Here is a 17,804-nt window from a genome sequence, read left to right as displayed (position 1 = left end):
GCAGCCCATGGACATCAGACTCGAGAACGTCGGGATCGCGGTCCGCGACCTCGAGGCGACGATCGCCTTCTTCACCGACCTCGGCCTCACCGTACTCGGCCGCGACACGGTGAGCGGCGAGTGGGCCGACACGGCCGTGGGCCTCGACGGCAACCACGCCAAGATCGCGATGTTGCAGACGCCGGACGGTCACGGACGCCTCGAACTCTTCGAGTACCTCCACCCGGACGCGATCGAGACCGAGCCGACACTGCCGAACGAGATCGGCATGCACCGCGTCGCGTTCGCCGTCGACGACATCGACGAGGCGCTGGCGATCGCCGCCAGACACGGCTGCCACCCGCTCCGCGGGGTCGCGGATTATCAGGGCGTCTACAAGCTCAGCTACGTGCGCGGGCCGAGCGGCATCATCGTCATGCTGGCCCAGGCGCTGCAGCCGGATCGATCCGGCGAGTCCGCCTGAGGTCAGTCGGCGATCGACTCGGTGAGGGCGCGGACGATGGCCGGGAGCGTGCGCATCGCGAGCTCGCGCGGTGAGCCCTCATCGCCGTCCGGGTCCATGAGCACGGCCGTCTGGATGGCCGACTCGTAGAGGGCGACGACGATGTTCGCGATGTCGGGCGTCGGGATCGTGAACCGGACGTGTGCGAGTCCGGCAGCCTGGTCGAGCCACGCGGCGAGCTGTCGGCCCGCGCTCTCCTGGTGCTGGAGGTAGCGGGCTGCGACGTCGGCGTCGCGCATCGCCAGCATCCGGAACTCCGACTGGACGAGGCACCAGCGGCGGTCATCGGGCTGGAGCTCGAGGAAGGCACGGATCAGTGCCTCGAGCGAGCCCTCGGTGTAGCGGCCCGCTGCATCGAGGAGCGACGGGCTGACCGCCTGCAGTCCGGCCTCCAGGCGATCGAGTCGGAGCTGGTTCTCACGCGACTCGAGGGCGAAGAACAACTCCTCCTTCGAGTCGAAGTTGGAGTAGAAGGCACCGCGGGTGAAGCCCGCGCGCTCACTGATCTGCTCGACCGACGCCGCGTGCACACCGAACTCGGCGAAGACCTCGTAGGCGGCGTCGACCAGCCGCTCGCGCGTCCGCTGCCGACGCGCGGACTCGACGGGTGCCTCGTCGCTCGGGGACTCGACCGCTTCGTGCACGCGCATCCTGACACCTTACTGACAGCTCGACCGACTTCTTGCCGATACATCACTGTATCCAATACAGTCGTGTATCGGATACACCGCTGTATCGATCCTGTTCGAATTTCTCCGTCGGCTCGCCTGCAAGCAGCGCCGACCTCCCTAGGAGCGACGCGTGTCCTCACTGCTCTACACCCTCGGCCGCTGGGCGTTCGGCGCCCGCAAGCTCGTGCTGATCCTCTGGATCGCCGTGCTCGCCCTCGCGGGTGGCGGCGCGCTGCTCTTCAACCAGGGAACCGACAACGCCTTCTCCATCCCCGGCACGGAGTCGCAGGAGGCCCTCGACTCGCTCGACCACACCTTCCCGCAGGTGGCCGGCGCCTCGGCGCAGATCATCGTCGTCGCACCGAAGGGCGACACCGTCGAGGACGCCGGGGTCCGGTCGGCGATCGACGACGCCGTCACCGCCCTGGGCGACATCGGGCAGGTCGAGCAGGCGGTCTCCCCCTTCGACGAGAACGTGACGGGGGCGGTCTCGGAGGATCAGCGGGCGGCGCTGATCTCGATCCAGTTCGACGGCGCGCAGACCGACATCACCGCCGCCACGATCAGCGACGTCGAGGGCGCGGAGGCGAGCCTCGCGAAGGCCCTCCCGGCCGGTGCCGAGTCGTCCCTCGGCGGGCAGCTCTTCAGCAACAGCCTCCCGACGCTGAGTGTCATCGAGCTCGTCGGCGTGGTCGTCGCGCTCGTCGTCCTCATCCTCACCTTCGGCTCCTTCCTCGCCGCGGGCATGCCGCTCATCACCGCACTGCTCGGGGTCGGCATCTCGATGGCGCTCATCTTCGTGGCGACGGTCTTCGGGCCGATCTCCTCCACGACGCCGATGCTCGCGCTCATGCTCGGCCTGGCCGTCGGCATCGACTACGCGCTGTTCATCATCTCGAGACACCAGGACGGCCTGCGCAGCGGGCTCGACCCGGCCGAATCAGCCGCCCGCGCGACCGCGACGGCCGGTTCCGCCGTCATCTTCGCGGGCCTCACGGTCATCATCGCCCTCCTCGGGCTCGCGGTCGCGAACATCCCGTTCCTCACGACGATGGGTGTCGCCGCGGCGGTCGGCGTCGCGATCGCGGTCGTCATCTCGCTCACCCTCATCCCGGCCATGCTCGGCTTCGCCGGCGAACGTCTCCGGCCTAAGGCGAGGCGGGGCAGCAAGCGCGCGGCGGCCCGGGGCGCTGCAGAGCCGGTCGACGGCCCACAGGACTCGGTCCCTGAGCACCACAACGCGGTCCCTGAGCCCCATAACACGGTCCCTGAGCCTGTCGAAGGGCACCCCAACCGCTTCTTCCTCGGCTGGGTGCGCGGCGTGACGCGACTCCCCATCGTCACGATCGTCGCCGTCGTCGCCGTCCTGGGCGCCCTCGCCATCCCCGCTCTGTCGCTCCGACTCGCGCTGCCCGACGCCGGTTCCCTGCCGGAGGGTGACGGAGCCCGCACGACGTACGACCTCGTCTCCGAGCACTTCGGTGAGGGTTTCAACGGGCCGCTCATCGTCACCGGCGGCATCGTCGGCAGCACCGACCCGCTCGGACTCATGGCCGACCTCAAGCAGGAGATCGAGGGACTCGACGGCGTCGCCGCCGTCCCACTCGCCACCCCGAACGCGACGGCCGACACCGGCATCATCCAGGTCATCCCGAGCGGCAGTCCCGACTCTCAGGCGACGAAGGACCTCGTCGCCGAGATCCGGGGACTGCACCAGTACTTCCAGGACGAGTACGACGTCGACCTGCAGGTCACCGGGTTCACGGCCATCGGCATCGACATCTCCGACCGCCTCGGCGGCGCCCTCCTCCCCTTCGGCCTGATCGTCGTCGGCCTGTCGCTCGTGCTCCTGACGATGGTCTTCCGCTCGATCTGGGTCCCGATCAAGGCGACCCTCGGCTACCTGCTGTCGGTCGCCGCGTCGTTCGGTGTCGTGGCCCTCGTCTTCGAGCACGGCGTGTTCGCCGAGGCCCTCCACGTCGCCAGGACCGGTCCGGTGATCAGCTTCATGCCGATCATCCTCATGGGTGTCCTGTTCGGGCTCGCGATGGACTACGAGGTCTTCCTCGTCTCCCGGATGCGCGAGGACTTCGTCCATTCGGGACTCGCGAGGCGATCCGTCGAGACCGGCTTCCTCGGCTCGGCGAAGGTCGTCACCGCCGCGGCCGTCATCATGTTCGCGGTCTTCGCCGCCTTCGTGCCGGAGGGCGACACGAACATCAAACCGATCGCCCTCGGGCTCGCGGTCGGCGTCTTCGTCGACGCGTTCATCGTGCGTATGACCCTCGTGCCGGCGGTGCTCGCGCTCCTCGGCGACCACGCCTGGTACCTGCCGAAGTGGCTCGACCGCATCCTGCCGTCGTTCGACGTCGAGGGTGAGGGGCTGCAGCGCGAACTCGAGCTGCGCGAGTGGCGCAACGGTGACGAGGTCGCCATCGCCGCCGCTGGGGTCACCCTGGCCGGTGCGGACGGCCCGCTGTACGAGGACGTCGACACGACCGTCGCCGTCGGTGGCGTGCTCGCGGTGCAGGGTGCGCGCCCGGTCTCGGTCACCGCGCTCCTGCTGACGCTGGCCGGTCGCCTCGAACCCGACCACGGCCGACTCAAGGTCGCCGGTCTGGTCCTCCCGGTCCGCGCCGGGGCCGTCCGGTCCCGCGTCGCGTACGTCCGTCTCGACCACGGCGAACCCGTCCGGACGCTCGCCTCGGCGCTGGCCGAACGCCCCGCCGTCATCGTCCTCGACGGCGTCGACACCGTGCCGGACGACGACACGAGACGCGGACTGTACGAGCGCCTCCTGACGGCGACCAGAGCCGCGGAGCGCTCGCGCCGGCCGCTCACGATCGTCGTCGGCACCGCGGACGCGTCCTCGCTCGCCGACGTCCTGCCGACCACGGCGCCGGAGGTACTCGACCTCGACCGCGCCGCCTCCACCACCGCCTCCAGTCCCACCGCCATCGCTGAATCGAAGGTCGACGCATGAGCACCATCCTGAACCGCCTCGAACGGGCCCGCTCCGGTAAGGGCATCACGGTCGTCTCGATCATCGGCCTCATCCTCGTACCGCTCGTCATCGCGGGCGGACTCGTCTGGGCCCTGTGGAACCCGGCGGAACGACTCGGTCAGGTGACCGCCGCCATCGTGAACGATGACAAGCCGGTCACCGTCAACGGCCAGACCGTGCCGCTCGGACGACAGCTCTCCGCGGGCCTCGTCGACGGCGACCAGGAGACCAACTACACCTGGGTCATCACCGACGCGTCCGACGCGAAGGCGGGCCTCGCCGACGGTTCGTACACGGCCGTCGTGACGATCCCGGAGAACTTCTCGAAGGCGGCGACCTCGTTCTCCGGCGACGCCGCCGACGCCGAGCGCGCCCGCCTCGACGTGACGACGAGCGACCGCAGCAAACTCGTCGACGACGCCATCTCCCAGACGATCACGCAGACCGCGGCTTCGCTCCTCGGTCGACAGCTCACCACCACCTACCTCGAGAACGTCTACGTCGGGTTCAACACCCTCCACGACCAGCTCGGTGGGGCCGCCGACGGTGCGAAGCAGCTCTCGACGGGCGGACTCTCGCTCGCGCAGGGTGCTCAGCAACTCGCGAACGGCACCACACAGCTGGCCACGGGTGCGACGCAATTGTCGTCGGGTGCGACGCAGCTGAGCGACGGGGCCGGGCAGTTGTCGAACGGTCTCTCCGCGCTGTACGCCGGCACACAGCCCGACGCATCGACCGGCAGCCCTGGGCTCGTCCCCGGTGCGGCAAAGATTGCCGGCGGTGCGAAGGAGCTGGCGGACCGCGTCTCGCAGCTCTCGACCGCCGCAGACGGTACGGCCGCCGCGACCACGCAAGTGGCACAGCAGCTCGCACTGCTCAGCGCCGGATGCGCCGCCTCCGGCGCGTCCGAGAAGTACTGCGAAGGAATCGCGCAACTCGCCACGACCAGCAACGTGATCGCGAACGGCGGTTCCCTCGACCCCTCGAACCCATCGGTCGAGTACCCAGGGACCACGGCACTCGCGGCTGGCACCACGGCGATCGCCTCCGGAGCGCAGGAACTGTCGACCGGTGCGGCGACCTTCTCCGCAAGCCTTCCCACGCTGGTGGACGGCATCGCCACCATCAACGCCGCTGCGGCACAGGTCGCGTCGGGTGCATCCGCTCTCGCCGAGGGTGCCGGCCAGGCGGCCACCGGCACGACCCAGCTCGCCGACGCGTCGAACCAGCTCGCGTCGGGGGCCGGGACCCTGTCCGGCGGGATCACCTCGCTCGCGTCCGGGCTGCAGAGCGCGGTCGACAGTCTCCCGACCTACACGAGCTCCGACCGACAGACGCTCGCGGACGTCGTCGCCGACCCGGTCTCGGCCGGCGATTCGGCGACCGTGTCCTTCGGCACGAACAGCGCTCCCTTCTACGCCGTCCTCGCCCTCTGGCTGGGTGCGCTCGCGAGCTTCCTCGTGCTGCGACCGGTGCCCACGCGGGCGTTCGGGTCCACCCGCTCATCGCTGCGGCTCGCGCTCGGCGCCTTCGTCCCGGCCGGCGCGATCGGGATGCTGCAGGGCCTGCTCGTCGCCGTCATCACCGCACCGCTGCTCGACCTCGACGCGGGCGGCTGGCTCGCCTTCGCCGGGATCGCCGTCCTCGCGGGACTCGTGTTCGCCGCCGCCAACCAGGCGCTGAACGCCCTGTTCGGCGGTGCGGGTCGGTTCATCTCGATGATCGTCGCGCTCGTCGGTCTGGCGACCGGGATCATCGCGACCGCTCCGGAGGTGCTGGACCAGATCCTCGCGTTCCTGCCGATCGCACCCGCGCTCGGTGGTCTGCAGGCGATCGCGATCGGCGACACGGGAGCAGCGGCCGGCGTCGTCGGCCTCGTCCTCTGGCTCCTCGGATCGCTCGCCGCGACGACGTTCGCGATCGCCCGGGCGAGGACCACGTCGGTGAAGGCGCTCGTCCCGGCCGTCGCCTGATGCCCGGCGAGAACCTCGCCGGTAGGCTGGGGTGATGAGCAGCAGCGAAGACCGGGAACTGGCCGAGTGGGGCGAGCAGCGCAAGCGTCGTCAGCGGCTCGTCGCCTGGGTCCTCGTCGTCGCGCTCGTCCTCGGTGGAGGCGGCGCGACCGTCCTCGGCTTCATCTTCAACTAGCCCCGCCCTCCCTACCCGGTCGCCAGCGCGGTGCGCTGACGCGAGCGCGCCCCACACGCGCGAGCGCGGGTCTCCGGAGGGTCGCGCTCACGCCCCGGACCCGCGCCTACGCCGGAACCGAGCATCTCAGGTCAGCGCACCGCGCTGGCGCCGGAACCCGACGTCTCGGGCCAGCGCACCGCGCTGACCGTCGTCAGGGTCGGGCGTCGTGCAGGTCCCGCTGCTTGACGATGCGCTCCGGGTTCGCCGGACGCATACCGACGATGATCTTGCCCCGCGCGTGCAGCCGCTCGAGATCCTCGAACGCGTCGATGATCAGGTCGAACGGGTAGAACGCCGAGACGACGACCTTCAACGCGTGGTCGGCGGCGTACTCCGCGAGACGTTGCAGCTGCTTCGTGGCGTGCGCGGCGAACTCCTCGTCCGGCTCGAGTGCGGCGAGCTCGATGGCCTTCCGATCCTCGCTCGACCGGTACTTCTCCGGCGGGACGCCGAGTTCGAAGGCGAGCTCTTGGCCGTCCTGACCGAAGTTGTCGATGAACGCCGTCACGCCCTCTGGCGCGAGCTTGCGGATCCGATCCGCCATGCCCTCGCCGTAGACGACCGGCTTGACGCCCTGTTCACGGAGGAAGTCGTGATTGCGCTCACCACACGTGCCGATGACCCGGACCCCCGCGAACTTCGCCAACTGCGCCTCGATGTTCCCGACGCCACCGGCCGCCGCCGAGATGACGAGGGTGTCCCCCTGCTTGAGGTGCAGCCCGTCGAGCGTGTCGAGCGCCGTCAGTCCAGCGAGGTAGAGCCCGCCGGCCTCCTCCCAGCTCACGCGCTTCGGCTTGCGGACGAGGGATGACGCCGGGACGACGACCTGGGTGGCGTGCGCGCCGCGGACGGCGTGACCGATCACCTCGTCGCCCCGTTTCCAGCCCTCGACCCCGGTTCCGACCTCGCGGACCAATCCGGCGAAGTCGCTCCCCTGCCCCGTCGGCAGCTCGATCGGCACCGTCTCGGCGAGGTGCCCCTCGCGGACGAACGCCTCGATGTGGTTGATGCCACTCGCGAGGACGTCGACCACGACCTCGCCCCATCTGGGATGCGGCATCTCGGACTCGATGAACTCGAGTACGTCGGGCCCGCCGTAGCGGGCATAGCGGAGTGACCTCGTCGTCTGCTTCGAACCGAACATGGTTCATCTTCCACCTGTCGGTCGCTAGCCGATCGAACTATCAGCTGGCTTACAGGTTCACCGGACGGCTGCTCATGACGACGCCCGCTCGCCCAGGAATGGGCGAACGGGCGTCGGCTCGCCCATTTTTGGGCGAATGAGAGGGCTCAGCCCTTCACCGCTCCCGCGGTCAGGCCCTGCACGATGTACCGGCTCGCGAACGCGAACAGCACCATCGTCGGGATGATCGTCAGCACGGCGGCCGCCGACATGGAGCCCCAGTCGATGTTGTAGCTCGTGATGAAGCCGTTGAGCGCCGTCGGGATCGTCTTGTTCGCGTCACTGTTGATGAGCGTCACCGAGAGGAACAGCTCGTTCCAACAGTTCACGAAGTTGAAGATGAACGCCGCCACGATCCCGGGCTTCAGCACCGGGACGAGCACCCGGAAGAGCGCGCCGAACCGCGAGCAGCCGTCGATCATGGCCGCCTCCTCGAGGGCGTCGGGGATGTTCTCGAAGAATCCACGCAGCATGACGGTGCAGAACGGGATGCACACCGCGATGTAGATGAGGATGAGACCGAACCGGTTGTCGACGAGCTTGAGCTGCGTCATCAGCAGGTAGAGCGGGCCGAGCGCGATGAACGACGGGATCATCTGCGTGGCGAGGAACGCCAGCAGGATCGCCCCCTTGCTCCGGAACTCGAACCGCGCCAGCACGTACGCCGACAGCATCGAGATGAACGTCGCCACGACGGCTGCGATCGTCGCCACGATGAGGCTGTTGACGACGTAGGTGCCGAACTGCGCCTTGCTGAACAGGCCGAGGTAGTTCTCGACCGAGAACACCTCCGGCCAGTACGTCAGCGGGTAGGAGAAGATCGCGCCCGGCTTCTTGAACGAGGTGACGACGATCCAGTACAGCGGGAACACCGTGATGACGAGCCAGAGCCCGAGGAAGAGGAACTTGACGACCTTCGCGGTCCGGGTCTCCTGGTCGATCATGCCTTCACCCTCTTCTCACGCATGGACAGCAGGTAGAACGCGGTGAACACCAGCAGGATCGCGACGACGATGAGGCCGATCGCGGAGGCCCGGCCGTAGTCTCCGCGCTGGGTGGTCGCGATCATCCAGGTCGTCAGGATGTGGGTCTGGTTCGCCGGACCACCGCCCGTCATGCCGTAGATGATGTCGGGGAAGTTGAAGATCCAGATGACCCGGAGCAGCACCGTGAGGGCGAGCGTCGTGCGGATGTACGGGATCGTGATCTGGAAGAGCATGCGCGCCTTGCCCGCGCCGTCAAGCGCTGCGGCCTCGAAGAGGTCCTCCGGCACCGACTGCAGGGCGGCGAGGATCATGATCGCGAAGAACGTGACGCCGTACCAGACGTTCGCGACGATGACGGCGAACATCGCGGTGTTCGGGTCCGCCAGCCACGGGATCGGGGTGTCGATCAGCCCCACCTTCTGGAGCAGGTCGTTGATCACGCCGAACTCGCTGTTGAACATCCAGCGGAACAGGATGCCGATGAGGAAGCCCGAGATGGCCCACGGGAAGAAGATCATCGCCTGGTAGAGGCCGCGGAACCGGAACTTCCGGCGCAGCCACAGGGCGATGCCGAAGCCGATGACGAACTGCGGGACGATCGAGGCCACCACCCAGAGCACGGTGTTCGCGACGACCTTGCCGAAGGCGGGGTCGGCGAAGACGGCCAGGAAGTTGGCGAATCCCACCCAGGAGGTGTCGGTGAGGTTGGCGAGGTTCCAGTTGCGGAACGCCATCTGGGAGCCGGCGATCATCGGGTAGTAGATGAAGATCGCCACGAAGATGAACGCGGGGGCGAGGAAGGCGAGGAGGCCGAAGCCGCGGCGCACCGTGAAGGTGCGCCGCCGACGCCCACCGGCGGTCCGCGAGGGACCGGCCGGGGGTGTCGGGGTCGCACGCTGCTGCGTGCGACCCGCTTCGTCAGTGGTGGTCGTCATGGACGGTTACTCGCTCTTCCACTTCTCGGTCCAGTACTCGTCCCAGCCCGCGAGGAGCTTCTCCGGCGTCAGCTGGCCGATGAGGACCTGCTGGATCTCCGAGTCGGACTTCTGGATCCACTCGGTCCACCAGGAGGAGCCGCGCGGCTGCGTGACGCTCAGGTAGGTGTCCGGGTTCTCGTTCATCGTGACGTAGCTGGCCCACGGGCCGGTCTTGTAGAAGTCGCTGTCCGCCGCGCTCTTGACGATCGGGACGAGGCTGTTCTCCTGGGCGAAGGTGGTGGCCTGCTTGTCCTCGGAGAGGAACTCGATGAGCTTCGCGGCCTCGGCCTTGTGCTCGCTCGACGCCGCCGTGCCCCAGCCCGCGGTCGCCATGGGCTGTGCGGCCTTGCCGGTCGGGCCGGTCAACAGCGGAGCGGTGCTCCACTGCTCGGCCGTGATCGCCTCGGACTGCTCGACGGTCGCGATGACCTCCGGGTCCTGCAGGAGGAACGCGGTCGAACCGTTCGAGAAGCCTTCGACCATCTCGGGGTAGCCCCACGCGACGGACGATGGCGGCGAGGCCTCCTTGAAGAGGTCGAAGTAGGTGTTGACGGCGTCGAGCGCCTCCGGTGCGGAGAAGATCGTGTCGCCGTTCGTCAGCTTGAACGCGTTCTCGGTGTCGAGGTCGTCGGCGACGTAGGCCTCGATGGCCGCGACGACGTTGCTGTTCGCGTTGGTGCCGCCCCGGAAGGCGTAGCCGAACTGGTTCTTCGCGGGGTCCTGGATCGCGGAGGCCTGCTCGAGGAGGTCGTCCCAGCTCTTCGGGGGCCCGTCGAAGCCGGCCTCCTTGATGAGGTCGGTGCGGTAGAACAGGCTCAGCCCGTAGAAGCCGTAGGGCACGTAGTAGACCTTGCCGTCCTCGCCCTTCGCGTACTTCGTCGCGTTGTCGGTGAGGTCGTCCCAGCCCTTCCAGTCCTCGAGCTCGCCGCTCATGTCGTCGAGCCAGCCGTTGGTGGAGAACGGGCCGACGGTGATGTCGCGGACCTCGAGCACGTCGACGCCCGAGCCGGACTGCAGCATCTGGGTGATCTTCTGGTCGGCCTGATCGGTCGGCGGCGAGATGAGCTCGACCTTGATCTTCGGGTTGTCGGCCTCGAAGTCCGCGATGAGCGACTTCAGGACCTCGGTCCGGGCGGGGTTGGTCAGGCTCTCGACCATCTGCAGGGTGACGGTGCCGTCGCTCGCGCCGCCGGCACAGGCCGACAGGGCGAGGCCGGTGACGACGGACAGGCCGATGGCTGCCGTTGCGCGTGACTTCCTCATGCTCGCTTCTCCTTTGAGTGGTGCTGGTGGGGGTGCTGCGGGGGTGGGTGCTGTGGTGCCGGTGCGGTGCGGTGGTGCGGGTGTGGTGGTGTCGGGTCGGGCGGTTCCGCGCTCAGCTCGTGGCCGCGCGCTCCTCCTCGGCCCATCGCGCGAGGACCGGGACGGCGTGCTCGGCGAAGTGTTCGAAGTCCTCGGGGGTGTTGTAGACGTGGGTGGAGAGTCGGACGTAGCCGATCCCGTCGAGGCTCGTGAACGCGCCCTCGACACCGAGCTCGGCGGAGACGCGGTCGCGGAGACCGTCGGCGGTCGCGTGGGTCGTCGCGAGGCCGGTCGGGAGCTTGACGAGCCGGAGGGCGTTGACCGGCATGCCCACGTCGACGTGGCTGTCCTCGCCGGTGATGGCGGTCACGGCGTCGGCGACCACCTCGACGGCGTAGTCGGCGAGCTCGGTCATGTAGTCCCTGGCGGCCGACCAGCCCCACACGTCCTCGATGAACCCGAGCGAGGTCGCCGCGGCGAGGTAGCTCGTGACGTCGACCGTGCCCTGGGTGTCGAAGCGCTGCGGGAACGGGTACGGCGAACCCCAGGAGTCGATGAGCGGGTAGAGCTCCTGCGCGAGCGGGCTGCGGGCGACGAGGACGGCGGCACCGCGAGGGGCGCACCCGAACTTGTGCAGGTTGCCGACCCAGAAGTCGCAGTCGAGGTCGCGCATGGGGTCGGCGTAGAGGCCGGGGACGTGGGCGGCGTCGACAAGCGTGGGGATGCCGGCGGCACGGGCGGTGGCGGCGATCTGCTGGACCGGCAGGAGTCGGGCGGTCGGCGAGGTGATCTGGTCCATGACGATGAGGGCCGTGCGGTCGCTGAACTCGGCGACGACGGCGTCGTGGGCGGTCTGCGCGTCGGCGTCGAGCGGGATGCGGGCGGTCCGGACGGTGCCGCCCCAGCGTCGCGCGAGGCGCTCGGCACCCATCGTGACGGCGCCGTAGCCGTGGTCGGTGACGATGATCTCGAGGCCGCGCTGCACGGGGAGGCTGGAGAAGACGACGCTCGCTCCGGCACTCGCGTTCGGAACCATGGCGAGCTGGTCGACCGACGCCCCGAGGAAGTCGGCGATCCCGACACGGGCCGCGCCGACCTTGGCCGGGAGGGCCGGGAACCAGGTGAGGGGTGCCGCCTCCATCTCGCGGCGGAGGGCCTGCTGGTGCTCCTGCGCGACGATCGGGACCGCCCCGAAGGATCCGTGGTTGATGTGACGCTTGGTCGGATCCAGCGTCCACCCGGCCGTTGCCGGTCGGCCGTCGCCGAGCGTGAGCGGCGCTGGCCGTGCGATGGTGCGAGTGTCCACAGTGACGTTCCTCCGAGTCGATTATGCAGTGGATTGTCCGATAACCATAGGGGCAACGTTTGATGACTTGGGTTTCTGTCGTGTTACAAGTGATCACTCAGGTCATTTCGGGATCAACTCATCGGATGACTTGACGTTCGAGCATGGATTCATCGGACGTCTCGCAGCCCAGGGCGGCTCACGGATCACCGGTGAGGGCCCGCTACGATGGCGGGACGACCCCTGAGGAGGAGCCGCATGTCCGCAGTCGACACCGCGTTCCACGGCCTGCGACACATGATCGCGTCGGGACGGCTCGTGGCGGGGCAGCGGTTCCCGGCCGAGAACGAGCTCTGCGACGAACTCGGCGTGTCCCGCGGGTCCCTGCGTGAGGCCGTCCGCATGCTGGCCGCCCTCGGGATCATCGAGTCGCGGCACGGCTCGGGCACCTACGTGTCGATGCTCCGGCCCGAGGAGATCATCGGCAGCCTGTCGCTCACGGTCGACCTCCTCCCCCTCGACGGTCTCCTGCAGATGTACGAGCTGCGGCGTGTGCTCGAGACCCATGCCACCTCGCAGGCGGCTGCTCGCGCGAGCGACGAGGTGCGCGCCGAACTCGCAGAACTCGTGGAGGCGATGGAACGGACGACCGACCCCGCCGAGTCGAGCGAGCTGGACCACCGGTTCCACGAACTCATCGCGCGGACGGCCGGGAACGCCACGCTGACGGCCCTGCTGCAGGTCTTCCGGTCGCGCTCGCGAGCCTACGACGTCTTCAGTCTCCCCGCCGGCGACGAGCTGCGTCGCGTCAGCAACCGCGGACACCGGGCGATGACCGAGGCGATCCTCTCGCGCGACCCCGTCGGCGCGGCCGGGGCGGCGTCAGCCCACGTCGCGCAGACCGAGGAGTGGTTGCGGGTCCTGCAGCCGCCGGCGACCCCCGCCGACTGAGGTCTGGTTGCGCCAGCGCGGTGCGCTGACGTCAGCGCGGGTCTGTGGCGCGAGCGCGGGCCTCCGGAGGGGTGCGCTCAGCGCCATGCCCCGCAGTCACGCCGGTTGAGGCGCAGTCACGCGAGCGCACCGCGCTGGGGCCGATTCCCCCGCGCTCGTGTCAGCGCGGTGCGCTGACGGCTGTGCTCAGGAGGTCGGGAGGATGGGCGTGCCGATGAGCCGCTCGAGGTCCGTCCAGAGCGCCGCCGCGACGTCCCGGTCGGTCGTGATCGCGGCAGGGGTCTGCCGGACAGCGTCGCCCTTCGTGAGCCACCGGGGACCGTAGAACCAACCACCGTCAGCTGCTTCGTCGGTGATCGCCCGGAGCGTCGGCTCGGCACCCCGCTGCTTGCTCTGCGCGTAGACGGACTGCAGGGTGTCGGAGAAGCGGCGCCCGCGGGTCGGCTCGTTGACCCCGGGGACGCGACGGTCGAGTCCGTTGACCGAGTAGCCGGGGTGCGCGACGAGTGCCCGGACGGTGCTGTGCGACGCCGCGAGCCGACGGTCGAGCTCGAAGCCGAGCGACGAGAGGGCGATCTTGGACTGGGCGTACGCCTGCCAGCCGCTGTACCCGTCGCGGAGTTGCAGGTCGTCGCCGTGGAACCGGACGAGCAGGGTGGAGAGGCTTCCGAGGAGCACGACGCGCGGCGCGGAATCGTACGCATCCGCCGTGCGCTGCACCACCGGCAGGGCCTCGGCGAGCAGGGCGGCGTGGCCGACGACGTTCGTCGCGAAGACCAGCTCGATGCCGTCGGCCGTCTCCTGCCGCTCCTTCGGCATGTGCACCATGCCGGCGTTCGCGACGAGGGCGTCGAGACGGTCGAGGTCCGCGAGTCGCTCGCCCGCCGCACGCACCGAGTCGAGCGATGAGGTGTCGAAGGGGAGATGGCTGAGTCGGGCATCGGGCACCTTCACCCGGATCGCCCGCATCGCCGCCTGCGTCTTCGTCGCACTCCGCGACGCGAGGATGACCTCCGCACCGGCTCGCGCGAGCCCGAGGCTCGTCCAGAAGCCGAGGCCGGCGTTCGCTCCGGTGACGAGGACGACGCGTCCGGTCTGATCGGGCAGGGAGTCGGCGTTCCAGGTCATGGACTCATGATGGCGCAGGACGCTGGACACCGCCCGAAGAAGCGTCACCCCTTGCCCTGGCTCACCCGAGGTGCCAGCGCGGTGCGCCGACGTGACCGCGCGCGAATCGGGCCGACCGTGGACGAACGGGCCTGACCGCACACGAACGGGCGTGACCGCGGGCCACACGCGCGGGCGCGACCCTCCGGAGACCCGCGCTCACGCCACAGACCCGCGCTCGCGTCAGCGCACCGCGCTGGCGGAACGGAACACGAAGGATCAGTGCTGGTTGGCGAGACGCTCGTGGTGGTGGATGACCTCGGCGACGACGAAGTTGAACCACTTCTCGGCGAAGGCCGGATCGAGGTGCGACTCCTCGGCGAGCGCCCGGAGACGGGTGATCTGCCGCTGTTCGCGCGCCGGGTCGCTCGCAGGCATGTCGTGCTCGGCCTTCAGGCGACCGACCTCCTGCGTGCACTTGAACCGCTCGGCCAGCAGGTGGACGAGCGCCGCGTCGATGTTGTCGATGCTGCTCCGCAGGCGGCCCAATCGCTCGGTGGCCGCCTGGGCGTCCGCCGCAGCGGCGCCGGTCGTGGGTTCGGGTTGCTGCTCGGCCTCGCTCATGCGAAAACTCTAGCAACGCGCCAGGGGCCGGAGACGGGTCGCCGGGCGATCCCCCAGCCGGTTCACCGCGGATCCTCGACGAGACATCCCGCCTCGAGGTGCACCCGCGCGTCGGCCTCCGCGACCGCGACCGGATCATGCGTCACCTCCACCACCGTCGCGCCACGGTCGGCCTCCGCCCGGAGCACCTCGCGGATCGCCAGCCCAGCAGCACGGTCGAGGCCGACGGTCGGCTCGTCGAGCAGCAGCAGGTCGGCCTCACGCGCGAGCGCCTGCGCGACGAGGACCCGCTGGCGCTGCCCGCCCGACAGCTCACCGAAGGAGCGTCCGGCGAGGTGCAGGACGTCGAGGCGGGCGAGGCTCTCGTCGACGATGCGTCGGTCCCCAGCCCCGAGTCGACCCCACCAGCGACGCAGCGTCGGCCAGCGTCCCATCGACGCGACGTCGCGCACCGTGACCGGGAAGCGCTCAGGCACGGCACTGCGTTGCGGGACGTACGCGGCCGACCGACCGTCGAGGCCGTCGACGCCGCCCGAGGTCGGTCGGTGGAGGCCCGCGATCACCGCGAGCAGCGTCGACTTCCCCGCGCCGTTCGCCCCGGTGACGACGGTGATGGCGGCCGCCCCGACCTCGGCTGAGATCCCGTGCAGGACGCGCGCGCCGTCGTACTCGGCCGACACGTCGTGGAGTCGGATGCCGGACACGACGGGCCGTCCCGCCATCGGAGGGCGAGGGGTGCTCGTCGCGGATCGCATGTCATCACCCTATCAATACTGAGAATCATTTTCATGTAGGGTGCTCAACCATGACCTGGATCGCCGAGCCGTTCACCGCGGCCTTCCTCCTGCGCGCCCTCATCGGCGGCCTGCTGGTGGCAGCCGTCTGCGGTGTCGTGGGCACCTGGGTCGTCCTCCGCGGCCTCGCGTTCCTCGGGGAGGCGATGGCCCACGGCATGCTGCCCGGCGTCGCCACCGCGGCACTCCTCGGCCTGCCACCGGTCGCCGGCGCGGCCGTCAGCGCGGTCGTCATGACCGCCGGCGTCAGCCTCGTCTCGCGGCGCGGCAGGCTGTCCCACGACACCTCGATCGGTCTCCTCTTCGTCGGCATGCTGGCCCTCGGGGTCATCATCGTGTCGTCGAGCAGATCGTTCGCCACCGACCTCACGGCGATCCTCTTCGGCGACATCCTCGCCATCCGGCCCGCGGACCTGGTGGGCCTCGCCATCGCCCTCCTCGTCACCGTGGGCGTCGCGGTCGCCTTCCACCGCCCGTTCGTCGCGCTCGCCTTCGACCGCCGGGTCGCCCAGACCATGGGCCTCCGGCCGCGACTCGCCCACGCGATGCTCGTCGGCCTCGTGACCCTCGCAGTCGTCGCCTCGTACAGCGCCGTCGGCACCCTGCTCGTCGTGGCGCTCCTCCTCGGGCCGGCCGTCGCCGCGGCCCACTGGGCGCGTCGCATCCCGCTCATCATGCTGCTCGCCACGGGTTTCGGCGGCCTCGCCGTGCTGCTCGGCCTGCTCCTCTCCTGGTACGGCGACACCGCGGCCGGAGCGTCCATCGCCGCCTGTTCGATCCTGCTCGCCACGGTGTCGTGGGGCGCGCGGGCGCTCGTCGGACGGCTCCGGCGGCCCATCGACCGACACCTCGACCACCCCGACGACCACCTCACCGAACCGACCCACCTGGAAAGCGCACCGTGCACCGACTCCTCCGACCGACCATCCGACCAGGCGGCATCCGCCCGACCGACGACCGGCTCCCCCGCGCCACACGCACCGCGCTCGCTCTCGGCGCCCTCGCACTGACGCTCAGCGCCTGCGCGCCGCAGGGGTCGGCATCACCCACCGCGACGGCCTCGGACGAACCGCGCGGACACGGCTACGTCGAGGGCGCGAGCGAGCTCCCCGAACCGCAGCTGCACCTCGCGACCGCCGACGTCGACGGCACCGTCGAGCTGACCGACCTGCTCAGCGAGGAGCGGACGACGCTCGCCGAGCTCGGCCCGATCTCGGCGCTCACGGGCGACGGCCGGTTCGTCGCCGCGCAGTCCGAGCCCGCCGGCACCGTGACGATCATCGACACCGGCGTGTGGACGGTCGACCACGAAGACCACCAGCACTACTACCGGGCCGAGGCGCGGGTCGTCGGCGAGATCGAGGGCGACGGACCAGCGACGATCACCGCCGGTTCGACGACCACCGCCGTGCGGTTCGCCGATTCGGGCGAGACACTCCTCCTCGACACCGCCGCACTCGGCACGGGCGAGATCACGCAGTCCGGTCGGATCCGGACCTCGCCGGGTGCTCCCGGACTCACCGTGCCGATCGGCGAGACGGTCCTCGCGACCGACGGGAGCGGGAGGCTGCATCTCCATGGCGTCGACGGCGACCTCCTCGACCCTTCGTCGGCATCCGTGACCGCTGCCGACACTGTGCTCGCCGGGTGCACCGATCCGGCCGGCAGCATCACGACCAACGTCGGCGTCGTCATCGGCTGCGCGGAGGGCGCGCTCCTCGCCGTCGTCGACCGTGGTTCGAGCGAGGCCGACCCGGTCCCCACGTTCGAGGCGATCCCCTATCCGCAGGCTGTCGCCGCCGCCGACCGCGCGACGTCCTTCCACGCGCGTCCCGGCCGTCCGACGGTCGCCGCCGTCGCCGGCACCTCCGGCGCCTGGCTGCTCGACACCCGCGAGCGCAGCTGGGCGCTGCTGCCGACCCCCGCACCCCTGCAGCTGGTCACCGCCATCGACGACCGCGACCAGCACGTCGTCGGCCTCACGACGACCGGCGACCTCCTCGTCCTCGACGGTGTCACCGGCGCCGTGACGGGGACCGCGGCCGCACTCGTCGGTGCAGCCGACCTCGCCACGGGCGTCCAGCTGGAGGTCGACCAGAACCGCGCCTACCTGAACACCCCGGGCACGCGCACCGTCTCCGAGATCGACTACGGCGACGCCGCGCGGATCGCCCGCACCTTCACCTTCGACACGGCACCGGCGTTCCTCGCCGAGACGGGACGCTGAC

General features: G+C 69.9%; 16 protein-coding genes. 7 read left to right on the top strand and 9 right to left on the bottom strand.

What is annotated here, in order from left to right; genetic code table 11:
* The first annotated feature begins 7 nt into the window (after positions 1-7).
* Entirely contained in the window at positions 8-463 is a 456-nt protein-coding gene (locus ITJ66_RS05115; RefSeq protein ID WP_191940459.1) for a VOC family protein, read from the top strand.
* Positions 464-465: 2 nt separating this feature from the next.
* On the opposite strand, the gene ITJ66_RS05110 is transcribed toward ITJ66_RS05115, so the two are convergent.
* Complete coding sequence (locus ITJ66_RS05110) at positions 466-1,152, bottom strand: TetR/AcrR family transcriptional regulator (RefSeq protein ID WP_137242351.1); 687 nt, start codon at positions 1,150-1,152, stop codon at positions 466-468.
* Positions 1,153-1,303: 151 nt separating this feature from the next.
* Between ITJ66_RS05110 and ITJ66_RS05105 the strand changes: the two genes are divergently transcribed.
* From ITJ66_RS05105 to ITJ66_RS05095, 3 genes are read left to right on the top strand one after another with little or no spacing between them, the layout of a single operon-like run.
* Positions 1,304-4,156 carry an MMPL family transporter gene (locus ITJ66_RS05105; RefSeq protein WP_194643824.1) on the top strand — a complete coding sequence of 951 codons (2,853 nt, stop codon included), beginning with the start codon at positions 1,304-1,306 and terminating at the stop codon, positions 4,154-4,156.
* Complete coding sequence (locus ITJ66_RS05100; RefSeq protein WP_194643822.1) at positions 4,153-6,150, top strand: YhgE/Pip domain-containing protein; 1,998 nt, start codon at positions 4,153-4,155, stop codon at positions 6,148-6,150. The genes ITJ66_RS05105 and ITJ66_RS05100 overlap by 4 nt, the downstream gene beginning before the upstream one ends.
* Positions 6,151-6,184: 34 nt before the next feature.
* Positions 6,185-6,325 (top strand): hypothetical protein, encoded by a 141-nt coding sequence (locus ITJ66_RS05095; RefSeq protein WP_194643820.1) that lies wholly within the window; start codon positions 6,185-6,187, stop codon positions 6,323-6,325.
* Positions 6,326-6,518: 193 nt separating this feature from the next.
* Here the strand turns inward: ITJ66_RS05095 and ITJ66_RS05090 are convergent, their stop codons facing one another.
* From ITJ66_RS05090 to ITJ66_RS05070, 5 genes are all read right to left on the bottom strand, one after another.
* Entirely contained in the window at positions 6,519-7,511 is a 993-nt protein-coding gene (locus ITJ66_RS05090; RefSeq protein WP_085511877.1) for an NADP-dependent oxidoreductase, read from the bottom strand.
* Positions 7,512-7,657: 146 nt separating this feature from the next.
* Positions 7,658-8,494, bottom strand: coding sequence for a carbohydrate ABC transporter permease (locus ITJ66_RS05085; RefSeq protein WP_192004504.1), 837 nt, complete (start codon positions 8,492-8,494; stop codon positions 7,658-7,660).
* Positions 8,491-9,471 carry a carbohydrate ABC transporter permease gene (locus ITJ66_RS05080; protein WP_194643819.1) on the bottom strand — a complete coding sequence of 327 codons (981 nt, stop codon included), beginning with the start codon at positions 9,469-9,471 and terminating at the stop codon, positions 8,491-8,493. Before ITJ66_RS05080 ends, ITJ66_RS05085 begins: the two co-directional genes overlap by 4 nt.
* Positions 9,472-9,477: 6 nt before the next feature.
* Positions 9,478-10,776 carry a sugar ABC transporter substrate-binding protein gene (locus ITJ66_RS05075; protein WP_192004502.1) on the bottom strand — a complete coding sequence of 433 codons (1,299 nt, stop codon included), beginning with the start codon at positions 10,774-10,776 and terminating at the stop codon, positions 9,478-9,480.
* A gap of 112 nt (positions 10,777-10,888) precedes the next feature.
* Positions 10,889-12,121 carry an aminotransferase class V-fold PLP-dependent enzyme gene (locus ITJ66_RS05070; protein WP_064296105.1) on the bottom strand — a complete coding sequence of 411 codons (1,233 nt, stop codon included), beginning with the start codon at positions 12,119-12,121 and terminating at the stop codon, positions 10,889-10,891.
* 237 nt (positions 12,122-12,358) lie between these two features.
* Here ITJ66_RS05070 and ITJ66_RS05065 point away from each other — a divergent pair, with 237 nt between their 5' ends.
* Positions 12,359-13,051, top strand: a complete 693-nt coding sequence (locus ITJ66_RS05065) for a FadR/GntR family transcriptional regulator (protein ID WP_079705021.1) — start codon at positions 12,359-12,361, stop codon at positions 13,049-13,051.
* 186 nt (positions 13,052-13,237) lie between these two features.
* On the opposite strand, the gene ITJ66_RS05060 is transcribed toward ITJ66_RS05065, so the two are convergent.
* From ITJ66_RS05060 to aztA, 3 genes are all read right to left on the bottom strand, one after another.
* Positions 13,238-14,179, bottom strand: a complete 942-nt coding sequence (locus ITJ66_RS05060) for an SDR family NAD(P)-dependent oxidoreductase (protein WP_194643817.1) — start codon at positions 14,177-14,179, stop codon at positions 13,238-13,240.
* 258 nt (positions 14,180-14,437) lie between these two features.
* Positions 14,438-14,782 carry a chorismate mutase gene (locus ITJ66_RS05055; RefSeq protein WP_194643815.1) on the bottom strand — a complete coding sequence of 115 codons (345 nt, stop codon included), beginning with the start codon at positions 14,780-14,782 and terminating at the stop codon, positions 14,438-14,440.
* Positions 14,783-14,844: 62 nt separating this feature from the next.
* Positions 14,845-15,537, bottom strand: coding sequence for a zinc ABC transporter ATP-binding protein AztA (gene aztA / locus ITJ66_RS05050; protein ID WP_199862236.1), 693 nt, complete (start codon positions 15,535-15,537; stop codon positions 14,845-14,847).
* Positions 15,538-15,587: 50 nt separating this feature from the next.
* Here aztA and aztB point away from each other — a divergent pair, with 50 nt between their 5' ends.
* Both aztB and ITJ66_RS05040 read left to right on the top strand, forming a co-directional pair.
* Complete coding sequence (gene aztB, locus ITJ66_RS05045) at positions 15,588-16,586, top strand: zinc ABC transporter permease AztB (protein WP_194643812.1); 999 nt, start codon at positions 15,588-15,590, stop codon at positions 16,584-16,586.
* Positions 16,478-17,803, top strand: a complete 1,326-nt coding sequence (locus ITJ66_RS05040; RefSeq protein ID WP_370582572.1) for a hypothetical protein — start codon at positions 16,478-16,480, stop codon at positions 17,801-17,803. The genes aztB and ITJ66_RS05040 overlap by 109 nt, the downstream gene beginning before the upstream one ends.
* The last annotated feature ends 1 nt before the right edge of the window (position 17,804 follow it).

Source organism: Plantibacter sp. VKM Ac-2885, from assembly GCF_015351205.1.
Lineage (GTDB): Bacteria > Actinomycetota > Actinomycetes > Actinomycetales > Microbacteriaceae > Plantibacter > Plantibacter auratus.
This window is presented reverse-complemented; position numbering and strand designations above follow the sequence as displayed.

Bases quoted from the DNA above. Each gene is read 5' to 3' on its own strand.
- ITJ66_RS05115 (WP_191940459.1), top strand. From the start codon at position 8: ATGGACATCAGACTCGAGAACGTCGGGATCGCGGTCCGCGACCTCGAG.
- ITJ66_RS05110 (WP_137242351.1), bottom strand. From the start codon at position 1,152: ATGCGCGTGCACGAAGCGGTCGAGTCCCCGAGCGACGAGGCACCCGTC.
- ITJ66_RS05100 (WP_194643822.1), top strand. From the start codon at position 4,153: ATGAGCACCATCCTGAACCGCCTCGAACGGGCCCGCTCCGGTAAGGGC.
- ITJ66_RS05095 (WP_194643820.1), top strand. From the start codon at position 6,185: ATGAGCAGCAGCGAAGACCGGGAACTGGCCGAGTGGGGCGAGCAGCGC.
- ITJ66_RS05090 (WP_085511877.1), bottom strand. From the start codon at position 7,511: ATGTTCGGTTCGAAGCAGACGACGAGGTCACTCCGCTATGCCCGCTAC.
- ITJ66_RS05085 (WP_192004504.1), bottom strand. From the start codon at position 8,494: ATGATCGACCAGGAGACCCGGACCGCGAAGGTCGTCAAGTTCCTCTTC.
- ITJ66_RS05080 (WP_194643819.1), bottom strand. From the start codon at position 9,471: ATGACGACCACCACTGACGAAGCGGGTCGCACGCAGCAGCGTGCGACC.
- ITJ66_RS05075 (WP_192004502.1), bottom strand. From the start codon at position 10,776: ATGAGGAAGTCACGCGCAACGGCAGCCATCGGCCTGTCCGTCGTCACC.
- ITJ66_RS05065 (WP_079705021.1), top strand. From the start codon at position 12,359: ATGTCCGCAGTCGACACCGCGTTCCACGGCCTGCGACACATGATCGCG.
- ITJ66_RS05060 (WP_194643817.1), bottom strand. From the start codon at position 14,179: ATGACCTGGAACGCCGACTCCCTGCCCGATCAGACCGGACGCGTCGTC.
- ITJ66_RS05055 (WP_194643815.1), bottom strand. From the start codon at position 14,782: ATGAGCGAGGCCGAGCAGCAACCCGAACCCACGACCGGCGCCGCTGCG.
- aztA (WP_199862236.1), bottom strand. From the start codon at position 15,537: ATGCGATCCGCGACGAGCACCCCTCGCCCTCCGATGGCGGGACGGCCC.
- aztB (WP_194643812.1), top strand. From the start codon at position 15,588: ATGACCTGGATCGCCGAGCCGTTCACCGCGGCCTTCCTCCTGCGCGCC.